This is a genomic window from Sulfitobacter dubius, assembly GCF_027214245.1.
In the GTDB taxonomy this organism is placed as follows: domain Bacteria; phylum Pseudomonadota; class Alphaproteobacteria; order Rhodobacterales; family Rhodobacteraceae; genus Sulfitobacter; species Sulfitobacter dubius_A.
The window spans coordinates 105,786-128,975 of record NZ_JAPWHM010000005.1 but is presented as its reverse complement, the minus strand read 5'-3'; the positions used below and the strand labels follow the sequence as shown (position 1 = coordinate 128,975).

The following is a 23,190-nucleotide window of genomic DNA, read 5'->3' as shown; positions in this document are numbered from 1 at the left end:
AGATTTTGATCAGATTTTGGAGTATCTTTGGGCGATAGGCTGACAAATTTGGCGATTGAGCAATTGCGCGATGCGCTTCGGGCCGTCGGCAGCCCGGCTTTTTTCGAGGCCTATAAGACCTTTTTCAGCACCCGCATCGCCTTCGGCACCTTCTTGATGTTGCGCTTTGATGCGGACCAACCGCCCTTACTGCTGGATCACTGGATCGAGCCGGGCAAATTGATCGGGCGACCTCTCGAAGGCTATATGGAGAGCAGCTATGCCTTTGATCCCTTCTATCTGTATCGCAGCCTGCCGAAGGAGGGCGGGCTGTTTCGTTTGGCCGACATCGCGCCGGACCGGTTCTTTTCCAGCGAATATTATCTGCAATATTACCGTGGCACCGGGCTTTGTGACGAGGTTGGTCTGCTCATCCCGCTACAGGATGGCGGCGTTGCGCATCTGTCGCTGAGCAGACGGGATAGGCAGGGGCCATTTCGGCGCAGTGAGCTTCGCAGCGTGGAACGCTATGCGCCCTTGTTGCTGGAGCTTCTGGCGCAGCATTGCAATGCCGTGGCCCCGGCCCCCGTCGACCAGCTCGGAACGGCCCGCCCCCCGCTGTCCGATGCCATCAGAAGCCATGCTGCGGATCGCCTGAGCATCGGTCTAACCCTGCGGGAGGCGCAGATCGCGGGGCTGGTGCTGCAGGGCCATTCGAATGCCTCCGCCGCGAAACTGCTCGATATCGCGACGGAAACTTGCAAGGTCCATCGTCGGAACCTTTACCGCAAGCTCGTCATCTCAACACAGCGCGAACTCTTCGGCGTGTTCAAACATTTGTTGTAGTTGGTCTTCGACCCGATGGCTCTGGGCGGGGCATTCGAAATGTGCGGGTTGAGCGGCGATGGTGATACTTTGACGCGCCAATATTCGAAGCGCGGATGCGCAATCAGTGACCCCGCAGGGCGGGCGTTTCACATCTGCTGAGCCGACTGACCAGCCCTCACCTGTCCGCCACCGTCCCGAGCGGGGGCAGAGCGCGACACGCGAGGGCTGGGTTGATAGCTCAGATCCTGCCTGCCATCACTGTTGCGGAGGCGCGGGCATGGCTGCACGCAGGGCGTCTTCATCGACCCCCAAAGCCTCTGCGACCTTGGCCAGATCGGCGCCGCGTCCGCCTGCGTCTTCCATGGCCTGTCTCAGGGTTTCGGCATCCACGTTGAGGGTCTCGGCAATCGCGTCAAAATCGGGGCCTCCGCCCGGCCCACCGGGGCCACCGCCAGCATTCGCAGACCCGATGCCGTTTGCCGCATTGGTCGCGAAGTTGTCCTGCGCGACCACGCCTGCCAGACAGGCGGGCAGGTTCGGAAAGGTGTTGCCCGCGTGATAGTGATACTCGGCTTCTCCGTCCGCTTCGGTCAGGCCGACATGGCCGCCGCATTCATCCAGATCATAAGGAAGGGATCCGTCGTGGTTCAGCGGGCCAAACATCGCGAACCCGTCAAACGCAAAGCCAAACTGTGCCGTCTGATCCTGAGCGACGTTCACACATTCCGCATCGACACCTTCGGAGTCATAGATCGCGTTCACATCCGTGGCGGTCGCATGCCAGTGGTACCAGCCGCCCGGGTCGACATGGCCGCCGCAGGTATCGAGCGCGGGCATATGCCCGGTTTCCAGCACCGAAGGGGCGTCGGCGAAGATCGGGACGCCGTCCAACCCGATGCCGACCTTTGCAACAGTGCCAAGGCTGGTCGGCTCATCCGCCATCACCGGGTTCGTCGGAATGAGGACCGTCATCTCGACATCGGGATCGACCGAACCTTGGATGCACTCATGCGCCTCGGTCGGCCCTTCAATGCGAATGTCGAAAGAATAGACCTCTCCGTCTGCGTTGAAGAAGGTGTAGCCCTGCGCGTCCAACATCCGCAGGAAATCGTCGTCAATCCGGTAGAGCCCCGCCTCCTCGCCGTCCCAGTGCCAAATGCCGCCCTTGTCCTCCAAGGTTGCCGGACAGAACGGACCGATCTCAAGGTCTTCGGGCAGATATTTCACCACGTAGCGCGCGCATTGTGCAGCCTCTCCGGTCTCAAGCGTGCAATTCACGATCTCGGCGGGGCTGACCAGCGCGGCATCCGCCACCGAATGCGCGTCGGGGTGCGCAAACGCAGCTGCCGGTGTGAAAACTGCGCAGATTGCGCAGGAACGTAGAAATCTCATCGCCGGGTCTCCTGTCTCGTTACTTGTGGGGTGTTGTCGGACGCCAAGCCGGGCACCTTGCCGCCGAGGCGGTCTCGGAGGCGGCGATTGAGCGTGGCGTGCGCGGCGGCATCCTCCGCGCCCAGTGTCTCGGCGATCAGCGTGTCGATATCGCGCCAAGCGGCATGGACATCTGCCAGCAACGCGCGCCCGCGCGGTGTCAGTTCCACGATATTGCTGCGCACTTCGGTCGGATCGACTTTGCGGGTGATGATGTCTGCCGCGATCAGCCGCCCGGTCATGGTGCTCATGCTGGCGGGTGTAACGGCGAACTCGCGGGCGAGGGTGATTTGCGAAACGGCGCCCATTCGGGCAAGTGCGTCGATCACTCGGGCCTGACGGGGCGATATGCCGATTTCGGAAAGCCGGTGGCGCAGCTTTTCCTCTACCAGAGTGGCTGCATGGAGCAAATAATGTAATTTTACTGTGTCGAACCGCATGCTAACAGTTAGTAGGCTAATTAACTGCGAAAGGCAAGATTGGGCATGGCCGAGCCGAAGATAGGAGCAGCTGACGTGAACGCCGCGCATGGGGCGTTTGGCCCACGGGTTGACGGGAGCCGACATTTTTCATCGAAGCGACAATATTTTTGCGACGGAATATTCTTCGTCCTCCGTTTGAGAAGAAGCACATGTATCGCAAGGACCTTTCCAACACCCAAATTCGCACCGCTCGCCCCTGTTTAAATCGCTCAGCCACGCCTTCGTTCGCGGCCGGGTTGTTCTGACGCGGGGGGCGGTTTGGCAAGGCCATGAAACTTTATCCCACAGCGCCTTTCAGGAGCCTGAAGACTTTGAAAAGATTAACCTACGCCGTCCTCTCCATCGTCATCATTGCAGGCGCATATGGCATCGCATTCCGCGTGCCCGATGAGGTTGCGCAGCTTTGGGGCGGCAGTGTCACCCAGACGGAGGATGCGCCTCAGAACGCGCGGGCCGGGCGGCGCGGCGGGCAAGGACGGACGACCACTGTTGTGCTGACGCCACTGGAGGCGGGCGCTTATACGCTCGTCCTGCGCACGGTGGGCAGCGCGGTGTCCCTTCGCCAGACGGAAGTGACCGCGACCGATGCGGGCGAGGTGGTCGAAACCGCGCTTGCCGCCAATACGATGGTGGAAAAGGGCGATGTCTTGCTGAAACTGGACGACCGCACCGAGCGGCTGGCACTAGAGATCGCCGAGGCCAACCGCGATCAGGCGCAGGACACCGTTACCCGCTATGAGGGGCTGCGCAGCAACGGCAGTTCCGTGGTTACCGACGTAAGCCTTTCCGAGGCGCGGGTCGCCTTGCGCTTGGCCGAAGCCAATGTGGGGCTGGCCCAAGTGGCGTTGGATGACCGCACGATCAAAGCGCCGATCTCTGGCCGTTTGGGGCTGAGCGATATTAGTCTGGGCGATCGCCTGTCGAGCGGGGAGGCCATCGTGACCATCGACGACACCACCCGCCTGCTTGCCACATTCGAAGTGCCGGAACGCTCCATCGGTCTTTTGGCCGAGGGTAAACCGGTTCTCGTCTCCACGCCCACCTATGCGGGGCGCATTTTCGAGGGGACGATCACCGCCTTTGACAGCCGGCTCGACAGCGTGACCCGCAGTGCGACGGTGGAGGCCGAGATTGAAAACCCCGAGGGGCTGCTACTTGCCGGCATGACCTTTGCCATCCGCATGACCGAAGAGACCGACCCGCTGCCCGTTGTGCCTGCAACCGCCATTACATGGGACCGCAGCGGCGCGGGCATCTGGGTCGCCGATGAGGGCAGCACCGCCCGTGTCCCTGCTACCATCCGCTACCGCGAGGGCGACCGGGTCTGGGTCGAAACCGAAGCCCCCCTGGGCGCGCAGATCGTGGCCGAAGGCGCGGCGAAGCTGCGCGAAGGCGCGCAGGTTACCGCCGCTGGCGCGCGCGGGGGGCCAGACGCATGAGTTTCGAGAAAAAGGCGCACAAGGCCGGTCTTGCGGATATTTTCGTGGCGCGGCCCATCTTCGGGATCGTGCTGAACCTGCTGATTATCATCGCCGGGCTTGCGGCCTTCAGCAGTGTCGATATTCGCGAGATGCCGGACGTGGACCGGCCCGTGCTTTCGGTCAGAACCGACTACGAAGGTGCGGTGCCAAGCACGGTAGACACCGAAGTGACACAAGTCCTCGAAGACGCGCTCAGCGCGCTTGATGGCATGTCCTATATCGAATCCACGTCAAGCATGGGGTCAAGCCGCATCACCATCGACCTCTCGGATGGCACCGACGTCAACGTCGCCGCCAATGAGGCGCGCGAGATCGTATCGGGCGCCTTGCGGTCCTTGCCTGACGATATCGAAGACCCCAGCGTCAGCAAAAGCGACAGCAATGCCGACGCGATCATTCGCCTTGCGTTGCTGGGCGATGCCAGCCTCGACACGCTGACCCAACTTGCCGAAGGGGCGGTCTATGAACGGCTTTCGCTGATCGATGGCATTGCCGAAGTGACCCTGCGCGGGGACCGTGCCAATGAGTTCCGCGTGGCGGTGAACATGCCGTCATTGCTGAGCCGGGGGCTGACCATCTTTGACGCTTCCACAGCACTTGCGCAGCTGCGCGACGACACCGCTCTGGGCTCGCTTTCCAGCGAAACGCAGACCCTCTCTCTCAGGGTCGGCAGCAAGGACGTCACCGTTGAGACCATCAACCAACTGCCGATCAATGACACGACCCAAGTCGCCGATATCGCGTTTGTGCAACTGATCCCCGAAGACGCCAGCGTCTATACCCGTGTGAATGGGGAGACGGCGATTGGTCTTGATATCACCCGGCAATCGGTGGGCAACACGCTGGAGATCTCGCGCGATGTGGGCACCGCAGTCGAGGAGTTGCAGGCGCAACTGCCCGAGGGTGTGCAACTGCTGGTCACTTCGAACGACGGTATCTTCATCGAAGGGTCGATCAACGAGGTCATCAAATCCATCCTTTTGGCGACCGGCATCGTGGTGGTCGTGATCTTTCTGTTCCTACGCTCCCCACGGGCCACGTTGATCCCTGCGGTTACGATCCCTGTGGCTTTGATCGGGACGCTTGCAGCGATCTGGCTTACGGGGTTTTCCGTCAATACGATCAGCCTTTTGGCGCTGGTATTGGCAACGGGGATGGTCGTCGATGATGCTATCGTCGTGGTCGAGAATATCGTGCGCAAGCGCAAGTCCGGCATGGGGGCTTTCGCCGCCGCGGCTTCGGGCACGAACGAGGTATTCTTTGCCGTAATCTCCACCACCGCCACGCTTGCCGCCGTTTTCATTCCGATTTCCTTCCTGCCGGGGCAGGCGGGGGGCGTCTTTTCTGAATTCGGCTTTGTGCTGGCCTTTGCCGTTACCCTGTCGTCGATCACGGCGCTCACCCTTGCGCCCGTCCTGTCGGCTCTTTTGGACCCGGGAAAGACCTTGGGCGAGGCAGAAGCCGCCACGCCGGGCGCATTGGCGCGCGGCTTTGACCGGGTGATGGATTTCGCCATCCGCACGCCGCTGCTGGTTCTGTCGATCGCCATAGGCTTTGCCATGATCGCAATGGGGGCCGCGTTGACCTTGCCTTCCACCGTCACGCCAGAGGAAGACCGTGGCTTCTTTCTCGTACAGGCGCGCGGCGCATCGGACACGACGATCGATTACCTCGATACGCAGGTCGCGCTGGTCGAAGACATCCTCGCCCCGTATCGAGAGAGCGGGCAGATCGAGACCGTGCAAAGCATCATCGGCGTCGGCGGCGGCACCAGTGCGTTCATCGTCGTCCGCCTGCCGGATTGGGCCGAGCGCGACTTTACCCAGCAGGAGTTGATCGCGCAGATCAGTGGTCAGTTGTCCGCGGTCCCCGGCGTGCAGGTGAGCGCACGGTCGACCAACAGCCTTAACATTCGTGGCGCGGGCGGCGGGCTGAGTTTCGCGGTGACTGGCACCAATCTGGCTGAAATGACCGAAGCTGCCGACAGGCTCACGGCGGCGATGGCCCAGGATGCGACCTTTCTGAACCCGCAACTGTCCAACAACAGCGTGACCGCGCAATTGGAAGTCACGGTAGACGACAGCGCCGCTGGCGATATGGGGCTCAACAGTTCCGATGTCTCCTCCCTCGTGCGCGCCATGGTGCAGGGCGATGTGGCGGTCAGCGTCTTTTCGGATGATGTCGAAGTGGATGTGAACGTCGTCCCCGGTGGCCCGCCGATTGACGATCCGTCTGACATCGCCTCCATGTCTATCCGCCTCGACAGTGGCGCCTATGTGCCGCTGTCCGCGGTTGCCTCGCTCGAGACGGTGGTAAGCGACGCGCAGATCGAGCGTTTGGGCGGAGCGCTGTCCGTCGCAATGCAGGCGAACCTGGGCGAAGGTGTCGACCTGTCCACCGCGATGGACCGGGTGCTGACACTCTCCGAAGAGGTTTTGCCTGATGGGATGGGCATCACCTTCACCGGAGAAGCGGCGACCCTCGACGATTCCCAAGGCGGCATCTACATGGTTTTCGGCGTTGCGCTGATCGTGGTGCTTCTGGTGCTGGCCGCCCAGTTCGAGAGCTTTGCCAGTGCGGTGGTGATCATGATGACAGTGCCCTTCGGGATGGCTGCCGCATTGCTGGCGATATCGATGACGGGCGGATCGCTGAACTACTACAGCCAGATCGGTCTTGTGATGTTGATCGGGGTCATGGCCAAGAACGGTATTTTGATCGTCGAATTTGCCAATCAGCTGCGCGAAGCAGGCGAAGACATCGACAGCGCCATCCGAAGCGCGCTGCGCCTGCGCATCCGACCCGTGATGATGACGATGGTATCGACTGTTTTCGGGGGGCTGCCGCTGATCGTGACTTCTGGCGCGGGCGCCGAGGCCCGGATCGCCGTGGGCTGGGTGATCGTCGGCGGTTTGGGCTTTGCCACCGTGTTCACCTTGTTTCTCACGCCGATCTTCTACCGCTGGATCACGGTCTGGGGTGCAACCCCCGGAGGGTCTGCGCATAGATTGAAAGCCGAGGTGGAGGCGACTGCAAATGTGTAGCGCGACGGCCTTTGCGTATCGGATGCTTTCCCCTGCGCAAAGGCTGGGAGCGGCGAGAAGGTCCACGGCTCTTGCAGAGCTGACGGCGAAAAACTGTCCCGCGACAGCGACGGGAATCTTTCCGACAGACGTTAAATATGACGTAAGCAAAGAGGAGAGACCCAATGCAGAACCGGATGAAAAAATGCGCGACTGTCGTGCTATTGGCAGCCACCACAGTGGCTTTCGTGCCGATGACGGCAATGGCCGACAGGGCGGATGTCCAACACAGCCGTGTTGATCGCGGCGCCAAGGTGAAGGTGGTGAAACAACAGCGCCATCGGCATGCGGTTGGCCAGCGTCTCCGCAAACAGGATGTTGTCGTCGTCAAGAACTGGCGCGCCCGCGGCCTTTCGCGCCCGGGCCGGAATGAAGTCTATGTTGTCGATGGCAATGATATCTACCTTGCAGCCGCAGCCACGTTGTTGGTCAAGGCCCTCGTAAACTGAACTGTCGGGCGCCACCCGGGTAGGGTTTGATCCGCGATAGAAGGCCGATGTCAAAATGGACTGCGGATCAGACCTTTCCCGGTGCGGGGGCCTGCAAGAACCGCCGGATGGTCGGGACCAGAACAGTTGCTCAGGTCCCGCTCACCGTCGACGGGCCTGAGCTTTGCCGCGCTTGATGCATGCAAACGGATGGGTTAGCGTTTTTCGAGAGGCACCAACACGCCGGTTTCTAGGGGGTATGGGATCGTGAAAGCACTGAGCCGAATCTCGACAAGATCCACGCCCATCGAAGTGCTGCGCGACGATATTCTGCAAATCTGCGGTGCGTTCGAGGTGGAACCCGCGCGCCGCAATGGGCCGTCTCATGGTCGGGCGCGCAAGCGGGGGATGGGCGGCTTTGACGCCGCACTGGTCTCGCTCGACGCGCAAGAAGCAGCCCGGACCCAGACCTGCATTCGGCGCGATCCGGGCGAATATTTCTTTATGCTGGTGCAGGATGTCGGCGAATGCGTGGTGCATCAAAACGGTGCATCGACCCTCTTGCGGCCCGGCGATATGTTCATCGTCGACGCGACCCGCCCATCGAAATTTGTCTATGACGGGCAATTGGCGCATCAGATTTCAGTGCACCTCCCTCGGGATGAGATGATTGGCAGGTTTGGCGCTATCTGTGACGGCGGTGTGGCGATTGACCGCAATGATCCCCTGTGGCTGGCGCTGCGCGCGGTGCTTTACAAGATGATGCACTGCCCGCCCGAAACCGGCTTGCAGTTGAGCGAAGCGTTTTATGGGCTGATGGGGGCCTATTTCCACGAGCGGCGCAGCCAGACCTTGGATGCACGTGGGCAGGTCATGGAGCGGGCTCTACAACTCATGACCCGCCACTACCGCGACCCTGAGTTTGGACCGAGCGCTTTGGCGCTGCACTTGGGCGTATCGCTGCGCAGCTTACAGCGCTATTTCGAACCCTTGGGCGAAACGCCGGGTCAACGTCTGCTGCAACTGCGTTTGACCCAAGCGCATGCAGAACTCTCTCGCCGCGGGGGCAAAGAGGTCTCTGTCACCGACTGCGCCTACGGCTGCGGCTTTAACGATCTTTCGCATTTCTACCGGGCCTTCCGGCAGCGTTACGGCATGACCCCCGGTGCCGTTGTCGCACAGGCCCGCGACGGTGGCGCGATCGTCCAATAGGGCTGTCGCGTTATCCCAAGATGCCCGTCCAATCCGCGCCTAACCTCCTACCCGAGGAGGCGTTTCAGCACAGTGCCGGAACGGGATGACGGAGGACATCATGAAAGACACCATTGATAGCATCGGCCTGATTGCGGGCGGTACGCGGGTTGAAGCGGGCGCGCGTTTCCCCGTGGCCAATCCCGGTACGGGCGGGCAGGCGGGCACGGCGCCCGATGCCGGTCAGGCAGAATTAGACCGCGCAGTTGCTGCGGCAAAGGCGGCTTTCCCCGCGTGGTCGGGCAAATCCGACGAAGAGCGCGCCGCTGCGTGCACAGCCGTGGCCGATAAGATCGAAGCCCATGCGGAGGAACTGGCCCAGCTTGTCACCGCCGAGCAGGGCAAACCCTTGGGTGGCATCGGTTCGCATTGGGAGTTGGGCGGCGCGGTCGCTTGGGCGCGTTATACCGCCAGCCTGTCGCTGCCGATGGAAGTGCTGCAAGACACGCCTGAGGGCCGGGTCGAGATGTACCGCAAGCCGCTCGGTGTGGTGGGGTCGATCACCCCGTGGAACTTCCCCGTGCTGATCGCGGTCTGGCACATTCTGCCCGCGCTGCGTAGCGGCAATACTGTGGTCAGCAAACCATCCCCGATGACCCCGCTCGCGTCCCTGCGCATGATTGAGTTGATGAACGAAGTACTGCCAGCAGGCGTGGTCAATTCCGTCAGCGCCGCCGATGGCGCATTCAACATGGGCGCGGCCATGTCGGCGCATCCGGACATCGCCAAGATCGTCTTTACCGGCTCTTGCGGGACCGGCCAGAAGGTCATGCAATCCAGCGCTGAGACGATGAAGCGTCTGACCCTTGAGATGGGCGGCAACGACGCGGGCATCGTGTTGCCCGATGCCAATCCACAGGCGATTGCCGAGGGGCTGTTCTGGGGCGCCTTCATCAACAACGGCCAAACCTGCGCCGCGATGAAACGGCTTTACGTGCACGACGACATCTACGACGCGGTCTGCGACGCGCTGGTCGCCTATGCACGTAACATCAAAGTGGGCGAAGGCACGCAGGAGGACAGCGTCCTTGGCCCCGTGCAGAACCAGATGCAATTCGACAAGGTGGCGAAGCTGGTGGCGCAGGCCAAGGAAAGCGGGCAGGTTCTGCTGGGCGGTGAACCGGGCGAGGGGCTGTTCTACCCGCCGACGATCATCGCCGGGATGACCGCAGATGACCCGCTCGTCTACGAAGAGCAATTCGGCCCCGCGCTGCCGATCATCCGCTATAGTGATCTGGACGATGCGCTGGCGCAGGCCAATGCGCTGGACGTGGGCCTTGGTGGTTCGGTCTGGTCGTCGGACAAAGCGGCGGCCAAGGAGGTGGCGAAACGGATGGAATGCGGCTCGGTCTGGATCAACAGCCATGGCATGATTCAACCAAACGCGCCCTTCGGGGGCGTCAAGAAGTCAGGCTTTGGCGTCGAGTTCGGCGAAGAGGGGCTGAAGGAATACACCGACATTCAGGTGATTTTCGCCTGACGCTGGGAGGCGAGGGCGATCATTCGGTGTCCGCTATGGCGGGCGCCTTTAAGAAAAACATGAAGGGAGACAGCATGTTACGTAAAACTCTACTCGGCGGGGCCGCGGCCCTTGCGCTGACCGGTGGGGCGTCATTCGCGCATCCGCTCGATGGTTTTTCCGGTGAGGAATACCAAAAGATCAACGAAATTCTGCGCGCAGGCGATCTGGCGGGGAATGACACGCTCTATCCGCTGATCGAATTGATCGAGCCGCCCAAGGCCGATGTGCTGGCATGGAGCGAGGGCGACACGCTCGACCGTCGCGCGATGGTGCATATGTCCAACGCCGACAACAGCGGCTTTGTCGAGACCATCGTGAACCTGACGACCGGAGAGATCGAGAGCAGCGCGCCCACCGAAGGGCAGCCGATGATCCTTTTCAATGAGTTCGCCAACGCTATGACCGCCGCGCTAGAGCATCCCGACATGATCGCGGGGCTGGAAAAACGCGGGCTGACGCCGGATCAGGTGTTCTGCCTGCCGCTCACTGCGGGCAACTTCTTCTCTGACGAAGACGACGGCACGCGCTTGATGAAAGTGCCTTGCTACGTGTCGCCAGAAGGGTCGAACTTCTACGCCAAACCGATCGAGAACATTTATGCCGTGGTGGACCTACAAAGCGGCAAGGCGCTGCGGGTGATCGACGAAGGCAATGTAGCAATCCCCGAAGACGGTTGGGGCTACACGGGCGAAGAGATCGAGGCCCGGACCCCACAACGCGCCGCGACAAATCCCGCCGTGTTGACCCAAGAGGGCGGGCCGAATTTCACCTATGCCGATGGCGCGCTGGAATGGGACATGTGGCGCATGCGTCTACGTGTCGACAAACGCCCCGGTCCGGTGCTGTCGAACATCGACGTGAAGGATGGCGAGGAGTGGCGCACGCTGCTCTATCAGGCGCATCTGTCTGAGGTCTTCGTGCCCTATATGGACCCGAGCGCGGGGCTCTATTGGCGGACCTATATGGACAGTGGCGAATATGGTTTCGGGCTGTTCCTGACCCCGCTGGTGGCCGGGATCGACTGCCCGTCTTACGCGACCTTCCTGCCAGCAATGATCGCGGGTGACGATGGCCAGCCGCTGGAGATCCCTGACGCGGTCTGCATCTTTGAGCGCAACATCGGTGATCCGGCGTGGCGGCACTTCGAGGTCTTCGCTCAAGGCCCCGATCAATACACCCCCGCCGAGGGTCGGCCCGAGACCGAGTTGGTGGTGCGCACAGCGTCCGAAGTGGGCAACTATGACTATCTGATCGACTACCGTTTCAAGCAGAACGGTCAGATGGAGATTAAGATCGGTGCCACAGGTCTCGACGGTGTGAAAGGCGCTGATGCGACTTCGATGGATGATCCTTCGGCAGCGCGAGAGACGGAGTATGGCACGCTCATCGCGCCTAATCTGGTGGCGGCGAACCATGACCACTACTTCAACTTCCGGCTTGATTTCGACATCGACCAGCCCAGCAACCGCTTCATGACGATGGACATCGTGCCCGCCGAAGTGGCCGAAGACAGTCCGCGCCGGTCCCTATGGAAGGTCGAGCATAACATGCCCAAATCCGAGGCCGAGGCGACCTATCAGGTGTCATCGTTCAAGCCGCGCTACTTCATGCTGCAAAACCCCGACCGCAAAGGCCCGTTGGGGCACAAACCGGGCTACATGATCCACCACGGCAGCGTCGCCTATGGGCCTTTCGACTTTGAGAACGACCCCCCGATGATCCGCAACGCCTATATCGAGAATTCGGTATGGAACACGGTGCATGATCCTGAGGAACGTTATGCTGGCGGCAAGTTCGCTTTGCAAAGCGACGGCTCCGACACGCTGGCGCAATGGGTCAAGGAAGACGCGCCCTTGCAGGATCAGGATATCGTCACATGGTTCACGGCAGGCTTCCACCACGTGCCGCGGACTGAAGACTGGCCTGTTATGTCGACCGAATGGAAGACCGTGCACATCATGCCGCATAACTTCTTCCCGATGAACCCGGCGATCACCATCCGCGATCCTGAATAAGAACGCTTGGGAAAAGAGGGAGGCGGGAGGCTCAAGGTCGCTCGCCTTTCCCAGCCGCATGGTGAAATTATTCCCTGCGCAGAAACAGCTCTACTAGAGCGTTGGCATCCAAGTCATGGCCAATACGGCGGGCAGCGCCGAAGAGCGGCCGCTAGACCCTACCGCGCAAAACCCAACGCGGTATATCAACCTTCCTTCGCATCGGGCACGGGGATCAGCAGGGTCAGTCGATCTGGGTTCATTTCGGCGATCACGATGGTGCCATCGTCCTGCACAGCCAATCCGTGACCATAGGTTGAAAAGGTGCGGCAGCGGCCAATCAGCTCACCGTTTGGGGCGTAGGCCGATAGGCGCGGGGTTTGGTCAGTGACCAGCAACAGGCCATCCGGTGTCAACGCCAGCGCCATTGGTTTGTGCAGACCTTCGATCTGACCCAGCCAGATGCCTTCGGGGTCAAATAACTGAACGCGGTTGTTTTCGCGGTCTGCCACGCAGAGCCTGCCTTGGCTGTCGAATAACAGGCAGTGCGGGGTCGAAAACGCGCCCGCTTCGGCCCCGGGATGCCCAAAGGTCTTGAGGTGGCGCAGCGCTGGGTCAAAGATATGAACGGCGCTGTTGCCATATCCATCAGCGACATAATAGCGTCCGTCCGGACCTTGGGTGCAATCGCAGGGATGATTGAAGGGCCGCTCCAAGCCGGGATGCTCTGCGCAGTCCATACGGGCGGTTTCTTGCAAGGTGCCATCAAGCAACACGACCTTGTGGCCGTCCATGTCCGTGGCGGCAACTTGGCTGGCGGAGGTCGCGCGCAGGCCATGGCCGCAAACGAACTGCGGCAGATCAGCGGTTTCGTCCAACATTGTGCCGTCCAGCCCGAGCATGACCAGTTCAGGCGCTTGCCGTCTGAGGACCACGATTCTGTCGCCTATGACCGCGACATCGGAAATGCCCGATAGCATGGGATCGCTAACATGGGTCACACGGTAGCGCTGGGCGCCTAAGGCCACATAGGCAGAGGGGCGCTTGGCCGTTTCGCTCACAGCGCGCCCTGCAATGTCTCTGCCATATTCATCAACATCGCATCCCGGCCCGCAGACGCGGTCAGCATCAGCCCCGCGCCGGGGTGGCTGGTGATCGGCATGCTGACCGAACAGCCGTCGATCACATTTGCAAAGCTGGTGTTGCGCAGCGCCAGCAGATTGATGCGGTCATAGGTGGCATCCTCGTGCAGATCATCCAGCTTTGGCGGCATGATGGCCACGCTCGGCAGGGCGACCGGCGTGTCGCCAAACAGATGCGCCGCCCGTGCGATCAGTGCTTCTCGCGCGGCTATCGTGCGGGCAAATTCGATCCCGGTGACACCATCCGCCCGCGCCATACGTGATGCCACACGCGGATCAAGCTCTGCGCGGGCGTCGTCGAATTGCGCCCCGTGATGGGCGCGGGATTCCACTGCCGAGAACTGCCAGACGGGCAGGGCGCGGTAGTCATCGAAGAAGTCGAGCGTTTGTCGACGTAGGCTCACGCCGGATGCCTGAAGCGCTTCGAGGGCGGCTTCGAAGGCCTCGGCAACCTCGGGGTCCAGTTCGTCTATGCCGAAATTTTCCGGCACGATGACGGCACGCGGCGCGGCAGACGCGGCGAGCGGCTGGTCGCGTAGCACGTTCAAAACCGGGCGCAGCAGGCCGACTTCTCGGGTCAGCACGCCGACACTATCAAGCGAATGGGAAAGCGGCACCGCCCCCGCGCGGGAGATCGTCTGTGCCGTGGCCTTGAACCCGATGAGCCCGCAAAAGGCCGCCGGGATACGCGCAGAGCCGCCAGTGTCTGTCCCAAGCGCAATGTCAGCCACGCCCCGCGCCACGGCAGAGGCACCGCCCGAGGTCGAGCCGCCCGCGATACAGCCTTCTTTCAAGGGGGTGAGGGGGGTGCCGTAATGTGGATTCAGGCCGAGGCCGGAATAGGCAAACTCGGTCATATTGGCGTGGCCGATCAGCCCTGCGCCTGCGCTGCGCAGCCGCGCGACAGCCGCGGCATCCTTGCTGGCGGGCGCAATGGCTTTGCGGACCTGCGACCCCGCGTGGGTGACTTGGCCCCGCACGTCGAACAGGTCTTTGACCGCGACGTTCAGCCCCGACAGCGGCCCTTCGCCTTCGACCGGATCATCGAAGGTCCGGGTGAAATCGGGTGCGGCAGCGCGGGTGCGGGCCGCGTCGAGGAGGGATTGAGGGGTGTGTGTCATCAAATCAGCCTTTAAATCGTTTGTTCCACAAGCCACGTCGCGATGCCGGGGAATGCCGTCAGCAGGATCACGGCCAGCACCAAGATCATGAAATAGGGGATGATCATGCGAGTAATCTCAAAGATCGATTTACCAGTCAGGCTCTGGATCACAAACAGATTGAACCCCAGCGGCGGCGTGATCTGCGCCATTTCGACGACGATGATTAGATAAATCCCAAACCACACCGGATCGATCCCCACGGCAGCCACGGCGGGCATCACAACCGAAGTCGTCAGCACAACGATGGAGATCCCGTCGAGGAAACAACCAAGGAGCACGAAGAACACGGTCAGCACGGCGATCAAACCCGCAGCGCTCAGCCCGCTGGCGGAAATGAGTTCGGCCAGTTGCCCGGGCAAGCCCGAAAAGCTCATCGCGGAGGTGAGAAAGGCCGCGCCGAGCAGGATCAGCCCGATCATCGCAGAGGTGCGGGTGGCCCCCAGAAGCGAGGCGATGAAGGTCTGGGCGTTCAGCGACCGGCCAAAAGCCGCGATGATCAGCGCCCCGGCCACCCCGATGGCGGCGGCCTCGGTTGCGGTGGCGACACCGGCATAGATCGAGCCGATGACCCCGATGATTAACCCGACCACCGGCAGCAACATGCGCAGGCGGCGCAGGCGCTCACCCAAGGGCATGCGGGGTTCGGGGTCTGGGACGCCATCGGCGTTCATTTTTGCCCAGATCGCGATATAGCCCGAAAACAACGCCATGAGCATCAGCCCCGGCACCACGCCCGCAATGAACAAGCGGTTCACAGACACTTGGGCCGCGACGCCATAGACGATCATAACGATTGACGGCGGGATCAACAGGCCAAGCGTGCCCGATCCAGCCAAAGAACCGATGGCAAGTCGGTCGGCATAGCCGCGCGATTTCAGCTCTGGCAGGGAAATGCGGCCAACGGTGGCGGTGGTGGCAGCCGAAGACCCCGAGACCGCCGCAAAGATACCGCAGCCCACGACGTTGACATGCGCCAAGCCGCCGGGCAGCCGCCCGACCCAGGGGGCCAGACCAGAAAACAGGTCTTCGGCCAGACGTGTGCGGTAAAGAATTTCGCCCATCCAGATGAACAGCGGCAGCGCCGTCAACGTCCAGCTGGCGGAATGGGCCCACATGGTGGTGCCGAGGATCGCATCGACCGGCGTAGAGGTGAACATCAAGAAGATCACGACGCCCGAAGCCATCAGCGCCACGCCAACCCAAATGCCCAAGCCCAAAAGCACAAGCAAGGTCACGACCAGAACGGCCGATTGCAGAAAAATATCCATGATTATTCGCCCCGACCTTGTTCGTTTGTATCGTCGCTTTCGACTGGCAGCCCGAGGATCAGGCGCAGGGTGCGCTCGGCAAAGGCCAGTGCAAACAGAACCGACCCCAGCACCATCGCGGATTGCGGCCACCACAGTGGGACGGCCACCACGCCTTGGCTGACTTCTTTGTAGGTCCAGCTTTCGTGGACATAGCCAAAGATCGCCCAAGCGACCCAGCCCATCATCACGGCGGCAAAGGCCGCCGCCAGAATATCGGCGATATGACCCAGACGTTCCGGCATCAACTGCCGCAACGATGTGACGCGAATATGATCGCCCCGTATCAGCGTGGCCGGCAGCGCGAGGAAGATCGACGCACTCAGCCCCCATGCCGCGAAATCATCGGCTGAGGGGATTTGGCTTCCCATCAGGCGCAGGCCAATCTGCGACAGGATCAAGACCGCGATCCCCAGCAAGGACAGCGCGGCCAAGGCTCCGCAAAAGTTGAAGAGATGGCGGGTCAGCATCATGGCGACGGGCTCCGAATAAAGGGGCGGGGAGGGGGCGAATACCCCCGGTCTATGTGGCAAAAGGCCCGGGCAAACGACTGCCCGGGCCTGCTGAGATCAGTTCATCGCGTCGACGATTTTCTGACCTTCTTCGCCAGCCTGTTCCAGCCATTCTGCGCGCATCGTCGCGGCGATGGTTTCAAAGTCGCTGGCCAGCCCTTCGGGGGTCGGCAGGACGTTCATACCATTGTCGGCCATTGTTTTGGTTGCTTCGCCAGTGGCTTCCTCGGCCATTTCAAAGCCACGGGTTTCCGCCAGTTCAGCCGCTTCTTGCAGCGCGGTTTTCACCTCGTCAGACAGTCCGTCGTAGGCGCCTTTGTTCACGATCACCATGTTCTTGGGCAGGAAGGCCTGAACGTCATAGTAATGCGACACGAAATCCCAGGCTTGGCTGTCGACACCTGTCGAGGGCGAGGTGATCATGCCGTTGATGACCCCGGTCGAGAAGGCTTGGCTGATCTCTGAGGTGGCGATGGTGGCGGGAACGGCACCCAAAAGCTCGGCCAGACGCGCGGTCGAGGGGTTGTAGGCGCGGAATTTGACACCTTCGAAGGAGGAGGCGTCGGTCACTTCCTGGTTCATGTAAACGCCCTGCGGCGGCCAGGGGGCGGCAAACAACAGCACCAGACCATCTTCGGCCAGCTTTTCTTCGTAGATCGGGCGCGAGGCTTCCCAAAGCGCGCGGGCCTCGTCAAATGTGGTCGCCAAAAGCGGCACGGCATCGGCAGAGTAAACCGCGTCTTCGTTGCCAAGCGCCGAGATCAGGACTTCGCCGATTGGAACGATGCCGCGCTACACGCCGCGCTTCAGTTCGGGGCGCTTGAGCAGGACCGAGTTCGACACAACATCGATTTCCAGCGCGCCATCCGACAGGCGGGCCACGTCATCAGCGAAGGCGCGGATGTTCTGGGTCAGATAGTTGCCGTCGGGCGCATCGGCCGACATTTTCCACGTTTCGGCATGGGCAAGACCGGCTGTCAGGGCCGCGATCGCGGTTCCGATGAGAAGGTGTTTCATGTGTGGTATCTCCTGTTGGGGTGGTTTGTTGTTCTTGCCCCGCCGTTTTGGCAGGGCAGGGTGGTTCACTCAGTCTTCCAATGCGGGCAGGTCTTGCGCGTCCAGCGACCACATCAGGCGGAAGGTTTCGGCCTCGCGCACCGCGCCGCCCAGCTTTTCGGTCAGTTGGCGCAGGGTCGCTTCGGCGATCGGCTCTGACGTCACATCCACCGCGATGCAAGGCGCCAGAACGCGCCCTTCGGTGTTTTCAGATGGCAGCGGGGTCGAAAGGGTTGCGTCGGGGATCATGTGATGCACGCGCAGCACACCCTCTTCGGCCATCAATTTACCAAGCACGTCGGCGACGGCGTCGCGATCCATGGCATCTGGCACCAGTTCGATCAGCACCAGCGCGCCGCCCCAGCCAAAGCCGCCCTCTTGCGCGACCTGCATCACCCGACGGCGGGTGTTGGACATGCGCCCGAAGTTGGTGATCGACCATTGGGTCTGTTTGGTAAAGGCTTTGCGGTAGGCTTCGGAGGTGAAATCGGCAAGATTGCTGGCACGGTAAAGCGCGAGGTAGCGCCGTGCCGAGCCCGATACCGCACGATAGCGCCGCGCGCCGGTGAAGCCCGGAATGCGAACGCGCTCTTCCATATGCTCCCGGTCATACCACTGGTTAAAGTCAGCCTCATGATCGGGGTCGATATCGCTCCAGACGAAAAGCTGTGCCTGATCGGTTGTACGGATATTGCTCATTCTGCATCCTGATCCTTGGACAAAGCTTTCCCGTCACGTGGCGGGGCACGGCCCGTCTCCGTCGAGGTGCGGTCAAGCTCTGTCGATTGTTGTTGGGGCACATTTGCCGAGATGGGGGCCAACGACAAACGGGATTATTCAGGGGGGGGTGATAGGGTTTTCCGATCAGGCCAATTCAGGCCATGTCAGGTCTGCCGCTGATGACGCTCTGCACAGGCCCGCGCAAGATCGGCAATTGCCTTGTAGGTGGCTACGTCGGAACTGCGGCGCCAGATGCAATAGAGGGGGAGCGGCGGCAGTTGCGCATCGACATCAAGCTCATAGATTCCCGGCCCGGCCAAATCGCAGGCCAGCGGCAGGGTCGCGATGCCCAGCCCGCGCTGCGTCAACCGCGCAATCGCAGCCATTGAGGTGATGCAATGCACGATCGAAGGCCGCAGGCCACGATCGCTGAAAAGCGCAAGAACATTGGCGTGCGGGCGTGAATTGCGGGTGAAGGTGATCAGCGGACTGGTGACAACATCGGCAAGGGACAGTTTCTCGTCGCGCATCCCCTCGGGGCCGAACCATCCCATGGCCAGCGGCGGCAAATCCGCGCAAACGCAGGTTTGGTCGTGGCGGTCATCTGTCGTCAGCAACATATCCAGCGCGCCGCGTTCAAAGGCCGCGGCGATGTTCGGCGTGGGCTCGACCGTCAGTTCAAGCTCCAGCCGGGGATAGCAGCGCGCCACCTCTTCGATCAGATCACAAAGCCAAGTATGAACGACCGAAGACACCAATCCCAAACGCACCCGCCCCGCGGCAGTGGTGGGATCGGAGAGCGTGTTGCGCAAATTGCGCTCCGTCGCGAGCATCTCTTGCGCCTTGTCGAGGATCATCGCCCCGGCAACCGTGATCCGGGTGGCGTGGAATTCACGGTCAAACAGGTCTACCTGAAGGTCCGTCTCAAGCGAAGAAATCCGGCTGGACACCGTCGCTTGGCTGACATTCAACTGCTCGGCTGCCGCCCGGAAGCTTCCCAAGTTGGCGACCGTGACGAAGGTTTCTAAAAAGCGCGTGTTCACCAAGAACCTCTATTCTTATGTTTCGGTCGCGAAGAACGAGGGTAGGTTAAGCTGGCGGTAAAGTCACCTGTTCTCAATGGGCTTATGGCCCGGAAAGCCCTAGGGGAGGGCCTGTAGCGCGTGCTGCGTTCGAACGGTCCGGCATGGTTGGCAGCACGGCTAATTAGTGTTTTGTCTGGATGGCCCCACTGAACCCCACCAAGTCCGCCCGGGGAAAGGGGCACTTCGGCCACTATCTGATTTGCCCAACGGAGCCGGGGTTGGCCCGCGCTGGCTGGTCCTCTCTATCCGCAGGTGGATGTCACGACTATGGGGAAAGAAGTCCAGACCGTCGCGGCCAAGCCGGACAAGGCGGTTGCAAGATTTACTTTACGGTAGAAATCCGAGGTCGAACGAAAAGACCATTTCCCCACCGCCAGCAGAAGAAGCAGTTGCAGCACAATCGCGGCGAGCCAGGCTATCAGCAGCGCCCAGCGAAAAAGGGACAAGCCGAGCCAAGCGGCCTCCATCCAGCCAAGGGCGCAGCCGAGGCCGTGCAGGCCGTAGATCGCGCTGAAACTGGCCAGCCAGACCAGCAGTGGCAGGAGAATGCGCAACAACTCCCTCACACGATCATCCCCGGCAGATGCGCCGCAAGCAGGATCAGCACCGTGATCGCTGCCAGATAGTCGGACCAGAGCGCCACAATGGCGAATCCCGCCCGACGCTGAGGCGAGGTGAAACCACGCCGGACCTGCAGGATCAGAAAGCCCTGCATCAGCCCGACGAGCAGAGCATGGGCCAGCCCATAGGCGCCGAGGATCAGCAGCGTTGCGGCATAGGCATGGCCGTCCGGGGGCGGCAAGCGCAACAGCAGGGCCCCTAACGCCACCGCCGTGGCGACCGTCGCCAGCAACGCCGGAGCAAGGGCGATCATCGGGGCGGTGCCTGCGCGGTTGCGGCGGGCGCTCAGGTGCTGGGCCAAGGCGGCGACGAGCGCTGCACCGATGCCGAAGGCAAGCTCGGCCCAAGAGGGGGCGAGCCATTGGGCTGGGGGCCAGCCGGGCGCGGCGGTCCAGAGGAAGGCATAGCCAAAGAGGAGGGAGCCGAAGAAGGTTGCATCGGCCACCAGCAGGAAGGTCGAACCCCACCAGCCCGGCGATCTGTCGCCCTCGCTCGCCAGAGGCAAGGTCGTGCCGTGCCCGACCTCCTGTGGGCCTTGATCGGCGCGCGCGCCCAATTGCCAAACCCAGACCACCGCCAAGGCCGCCACGCCGGCGAGTGCCAGAGGGGTGAGCCAAAAGAGCTTGAGCAGGATCGACAGGAAGAACCCGCCCGTCACCGCCGCCATCAGGATCGGCAGCCGTGTGTTGCCGGGATAGATGACCAGCGCTTCGGGGCGACCGCTGGCGGCATCGACCATCAAGGTCTCGCGCCGGACCACCTCGGGCGCGCCGAGGTAGCCTTCGCCCTTGGCCAACCGGTTGGCCAGATCTGGCGTGTCGTAAAGCGGGGCACGCCCGCCCACCATCGGCAGGCTGGCAAAGTTATAGGAAGCGGGCGGCGACATGCCGGCCCATTCCAGCGTCCCGGCGCGCCATGGGTTGCGCGGACCGCGCACCGCGACAAAGCTGTGGATGATAATGTCGACCAGCACCATCGCAAGGCCGATCGCCATGACGAAACTGCTGACCGAAGAGATGAAGTTGATGAGCCCCCAGCCGGTCTCGGCGTCATAGGTCTCGATCCGGCGGCGCTGGCCCAGCAGGCCGACCCAATGCATCGCCAGAAAGGTGCCGTGGAAACCCACGAAAATCAGCGCGAACGCCAGTTCGCCAAGCCGGAACAGCCGCTTGCGCCCGCTCACCAGCGGCAGCCAGTAGTAGATCCCCGCCAGCATCGGAAAGACGAAACCGCCGAACAGCACATAGTGCAGATGCGCGGTGATGAAGGCCGTGTCGTGGGCCTGCCAGTCGAAAGGCACCACGGCCACCATCACGCCGGTCAGCCCGCCGATGATAAAGGTGACGAAGAACCCGAGGATGTGCAGCATCGGCATGTGCAACTCGGGCCGCCCCTTCCACATGGTGCCGATCCAGGCAAAGACCTGCACCCCCGTCGGCACCGCCACCAGCGTCGAGGCGGCCGAGAAAAACGCCAGCCCCATATGCGGAATGCCGGTGGTGAACATATGGTGCACCCAGAGCCCGAAACTGAGGAACGCCAGCGCCAAAGCGCTCGCGACGATCCAGCCGTAGCCCAGCAACGTGGTGCGCGCCATCACCGGGATCACGGTCGAGATCACCCCGGCGGCGGGCAGGAAGATGATATAGACCTCCGGGTGGCCGAACAGCCAGAACAGGTGCTGCCAAAGCAAGCTGTCGCCGCCCAGATCGGCTTGGAAGAACGGGAGGCCGAAGACGCGCTCAACCTCAAGCAGGACCGAGCCGAGGATCAGCGGCGGAAATCCGGTAAGGATCATCAGCGAAGTGACCAGCGCGTACCAAGCAAAGATCGGCATCTTGTCGAGCGACATGCCGGGGGCACGATATTTCAGGATCGAAACGGTGAATTCGACGGCGGCGCAGATCGCGGAGATCTCGACGAAGGTGATGCCGATAAGCCAGAAATCGGTGTTGATGCCGGGCGAATGCAGCGGCCCGGTCAGCGGCGGATACATGAACCAGCCGCCATCCGGCGCGATGCCGAAGAACAGCGCCACCAGCAGCATCGCGCCGCCGAAGGCATAGCACCAGTAGCCGTAAGCGGTGAGCCGCGGGAAGGCGAGGTCGCGGGTGCCGAGCATCTTGGGCAGCAGATAGATCGCCAGCCCCTCGAAGGTGGGAATGGCGAAGAGGAACATCATGATCGTGCCATGCATGGTAAAGAACTGTGCAAAGGCACCGGCATCCACGAAAGCAGAGTCAGGCGTCGCCAGTTGCGCGCGGATAAGCATCGCCAGCACGCCGCCGACGAGGAAGAAGAAGAAGGCGGTAAAGAGGAACATCCGCCCGAGGTCGGAATGGTTCACGCTGCTGGTCCAGCCCTTCCAGCCCGGCTCTGAGGCCCAGATCGCATCCAGCTTGCGGTGACGGCGCAGCGCGTTCATGGCGTCTCCTTCGCGGTAAAGGCGGCCCAGCCCGCCGGGTCATGGGCCTCGACCGAGAAGGTATGGCGGCTGTAGCCCTCGCCGTTGTACTCGGCGGTCAGGCCCTGGTAGGTGCCGGGGGCATCGGCCTCAATCCGCAGCACGTTGACATGGCCGGGAATGGCGTCCAGCTTGCCAGCCAGACGCGGCACCCAAAAGCTGTGCACCACATCCCGGCTGGTGATCGCCACATCGACAGGCCGCCCGGCGGGGATATGCAGCAGGTTCTCGGTGACATGGCCAGGGCGGTCGTCATAGGAAAAGCGCCAAGCCCATTGCCGGGCCTCGGCCTCGACCCGCACCACATCCGCCGCGGCGCGGGGCATCAGCCGCTCGCCGGTGACCAGACCATAGGCCAGCAGGGCCGCGAGGACCGCGATGGAGAAACACAGGCCCAGACCGATGATCCAGACCTTTTCATCCCGCGTGGCATTCTCCGCCTGCCGGGGTGGCCTGAACGCGCCGATCACCAGTGCCGCCACCAGCGCGAGAATCAGCCCCGCGCCGATGAACATCACCCACCAGAGCGTCGCGATGGCGCGCGCCGCCGGGCCCGCCGGATCGACCACCGACAGATCGCCGCTGCAACCAATCAGCACACCGCACGTTGTCCCTGCAATCACCCCCCGAAGGAGTCTGCC

The 23,190-nt window shown here is 62.0% G+C and carries 21 protein-coding genes; 8 read left to right on the top strand and 13 right to left on the bottom strand.

Translation table 11 applies throughout. The annotated features are described in order from the left end of the window. Window positions 1–48 precede the first annotated feature (48 nt). Complete coding sequence (locus O4H31_RS13520; protein WP_269346611.1) at window positions 49–825, top strand: helix-turn-helix transcriptional regulator; 777 nt, start codon at window positions 49–51, stop codon at window positions 823–825. Window positions 826–1,062: 237 nt separating this feature from the next. Here O4H31_RS13520 and O4H31_RS13515 read toward each other — a convergent pair whose 3' ends face one another. Both O4H31_RS13515 and O4H31_RS13510 read right to left on the bottom strand, forming a co-directional pair. Next, complete coding sequence (locus O4H31_RS13515) at window positions 1,063–2,199, bottom strand: YHYH protein (RefSeq protein WP_269346609.1); 1,137 nt, start codon at window positions 2,197–2,199, stop codon at window positions 1,063–1,065. Continuing rightward, window positions 2,196–2,648, bottom strand: a complete 453-nt coding sequence (locus tag O4H31_RS13510) for a MarR family winged helix-turn-helix transcriptional regulator (protein ID WP_269346608.1) — start codon at window positions 2,646–2,648, stop codon at window positions 2,196–2,198. The genes O4H31_RS13515 and O4H31_RS13510 overlap by 4 nt, the downstream gene beginning before the upstream one ends. 383 nt (window positions 2,649–3,031) lie before the next feature. Between O4H31_RS13510 and O4H31_RS13505 the strand changes: the two genes are divergently transcribed. From O4H31_RS13505 to O4H31_RS13475, 7 genes are all read left to right on the top strand, one after another. Next, window positions 3,032–4,159, top strand: coding sequence for an efflux RND transporter periplasmic adaptor subunit (locus O4H31_RS13505; protein ID WP_269346607.1), 1,128 nt, complete (start codon window positions 3,032–3,034; stop codon window positions 4,157–4,159). Next, window positions 4,156–7,245, top strand: coding sequence for an efflux RND transporter permease subunit (locus tag O4H31_RS13500; RefSeq protein ID WP_269346606.1), 3,090 nt, complete (start codon window positions 4,156–4,158; stop codon window positions 7,243–7,245). The genes O4H31_RS13505 and O4H31_RS13500 overlap by 4 nt, the downstream gene beginning before the upstream one ends. A gap of 164 nt (window positions 7,246–7,409) precedes the next feature. Next, complete coding sequence (locus O4H31_RS13495; protein ID WP_269346605.1) at window positions 7,410–7,733, top strand: RcnB family protein; 324 nt, start codon at window positions 7,410–7,412, stop codon at window positions 7,731–7,733. Window positions 7,734–7,780: 47 nt separating this feature from the next. Further along, window positions 7,781–7,909: a hypothetical protein gene (locus O4H31_RS13490; protein WP_269346602.1), complete on the top strand. Its 129-nt coding sequence runs from the start codon at window positions 7,781–7,783 to the stop codon at window positions 7,907–7,909. A 70-nt stretch (window positions 7,910–7,979) separates the two neighbouring features. Further along, complete coding sequence (locus O4H31_RS13485; protein WP_269346600.1) at window positions 7,980–8,924, top strand: helix-turn-helix domain-containing protein; 945 nt, start codon at window positions 7,980–7,982, stop codon at window positions 8,922–8,924. A 100-nt stretch (window positions 8,925–9,024) separates the two neighbouring features. After that, window positions 9,025–10,443 carry an aldehyde dehydrogenase family protein gene (locus O4H31_RS13480; RefSeq protein WP_269346598.1) on the top strand — a complete coding sequence of 473 codons (1,419 nt, stop codon included), beginning with the start codon at window positions 9,025–9,027 and terminating at the stop codon, window positions 10,441–10,443. A gap of 74 nt (window positions 10,444–10,517) precedes the next feature. Further along, window positions 10,518–12,500, top strand: a complete 1,983-nt coding sequence (locus O4H31_RS13475) for a tyramine oxidase (RefSeq protein WP_269346596.1) — start codon at window positions 10,518–10,520, stop codon at window positions 12,498–12,500. 185 nt (window positions 12,501–12,685) lie between these two features. On the opposite strand, the gene O4H31_RS13470 is transcribed toward O4H31_RS13475, so the two are convergent. The 11 genes from O4H31_RS13470 to O4H31_RS13420 all read right to left on the bottom strand — a co-directional run bounded on the left by O4H31_RS13470 (window position 12,686) and on the right by O4H31_RS13420 (window position 23,148). Further along, window positions 12,686–13,540: a hypothetical protein gene (locus O4H31_RS13470; protein ID WP_269346594.1), complete on the bottom strand. Its 855-nt coding sequence runs from the start codon at window positions 13,538–13,540 to the stop codon at window positions 12,686–12,688. Beyond that, window positions 13,537–14,742, bottom strand: a complete 1,206-nt coding sequence (locus O4H31_RS13465) for an amidase family protein (RefSeq protein WP_269346591.1) — start codon at window positions 14,740–14,742, stop codon at window positions 13,537–13,539. The genes O4H31_RS13470 and O4H31_RS13465 overlap by 4 nt, the downstream gene beginning before the upstream one ends. 11 nt (window positions 14,743–14,753) lie before the next feature. Next, window positions 14,754–16,052, bottom strand: a complete 1,299-nt coding sequence (locus tag O4H31_RS13460) for a TRAP transporter large permease (protein WP_269346589.1) — start codon at window positions 16,050–16,052, stop codon at window positions 14,754–14,756. 2 nt (window positions 16,053–16,054) lie between these two features. Then, complete coding sequence (locus O4H31_RS13455) at window positions 16,055–16,564, bottom strand: TRAP transporter small permease (protein ID WP_269346587.1); 510 nt, start codon at window positions 16,562–16,564, stop codon at window positions 16,055–16,057. 96 nt (window positions 16,565–16,660) lie between these two features. Continuing rightward, window positions 16,661–17,365, bottom strand: coding sequence for a TRAP transporter substrate-binding protein (locus O4H31_RS13450; RefSeq protein WP_269347202.1), 705 nt, complete (start codon window positions 17,363–17,365; stop codon window positions 16,661–16,663). Between the two features lie 30 nt (window positions 17,366–17,395). Beyond that, on the bottom strand, window positions 17,396–17,620 hold the full coding sequence (locus tag O4H31_RS13445; RefSeq protein ID WP_269346585.1) for a hypothetical protein: 225 nt from the start codon (window positions 17,618–17,620) through the stop codon (window positions 17,396–17,398). A 69-nt stretch (window positions 17,621–17,689) separates the two neighbouring features. Next, window positions 17,690–18,358 carry a DUF4286 family protein gene (locus O4H31_RS13440; RefSeq protein WP_120351598.1) on the bottom strand — a complete coding sequence of 223 codons (669 nt, stop codon included), beginning with the start codon at window positions 18,356–18,358 and terminating at the stop codon, window positions 17,690–17,692. Window positions 18,359–18,543: 185 nt separating this feature from the next. Then, window positions 18,544–19,422 carry a LysR family transcriptional regulator gene (locus tag O4H31_RS13435; RefSeq protein WP_067627078.1) on the bottom strand — a complete coding sequence of 293 codons (879 nt, stop codon included), beginning with the start codon at window positions 19,420–19,422 and terminating at the stop codon, window positions 18,544–18,546. Between the two features lie 284 nt (window positions 19,423–19,706). Next, window positions 19,707–20,030, bottom strand: coding sequence for a hypothetical protein (locus O4H31_RS13430; protein WP_269346580.1), 324 nt, complete (start codon window positions 20,028–20,030; stop codon window positions 19,707–19,709). Continuing rightward, entirely contained in the window at window positions 20,027–22,510 is a 2,484-nt protein-coding gene (ctaD, locus tag O4H31_RS13425) for a cytochrome c oxidase subunit I (RefSeq protein WP_269346578.1), read from the bottom strand. Before ctaD ends, O4H31_RS13430 begins: the two co-directional genes overlap by 4 nt. After that, window positions 22,507–23,148 carry a cytochrome c oxidase subunit II gene (locus O4H31_RS13420; RefSeq protein ID WP_269346576.1) on the bottom strand — a complete coding sequence of 214 codons (642 nt, stop codon included), beginning with the start codon at window positions 23,146–23,148 and terminating at the stop codon, window positions 22,507–22,509. The genes ctaD and O4H31_RS13420 overlap by 4 nt, the downstream gene beginning before the upstream one ends. Window positions 23,149–23,190: the final 42 nt, after the last annotated feature.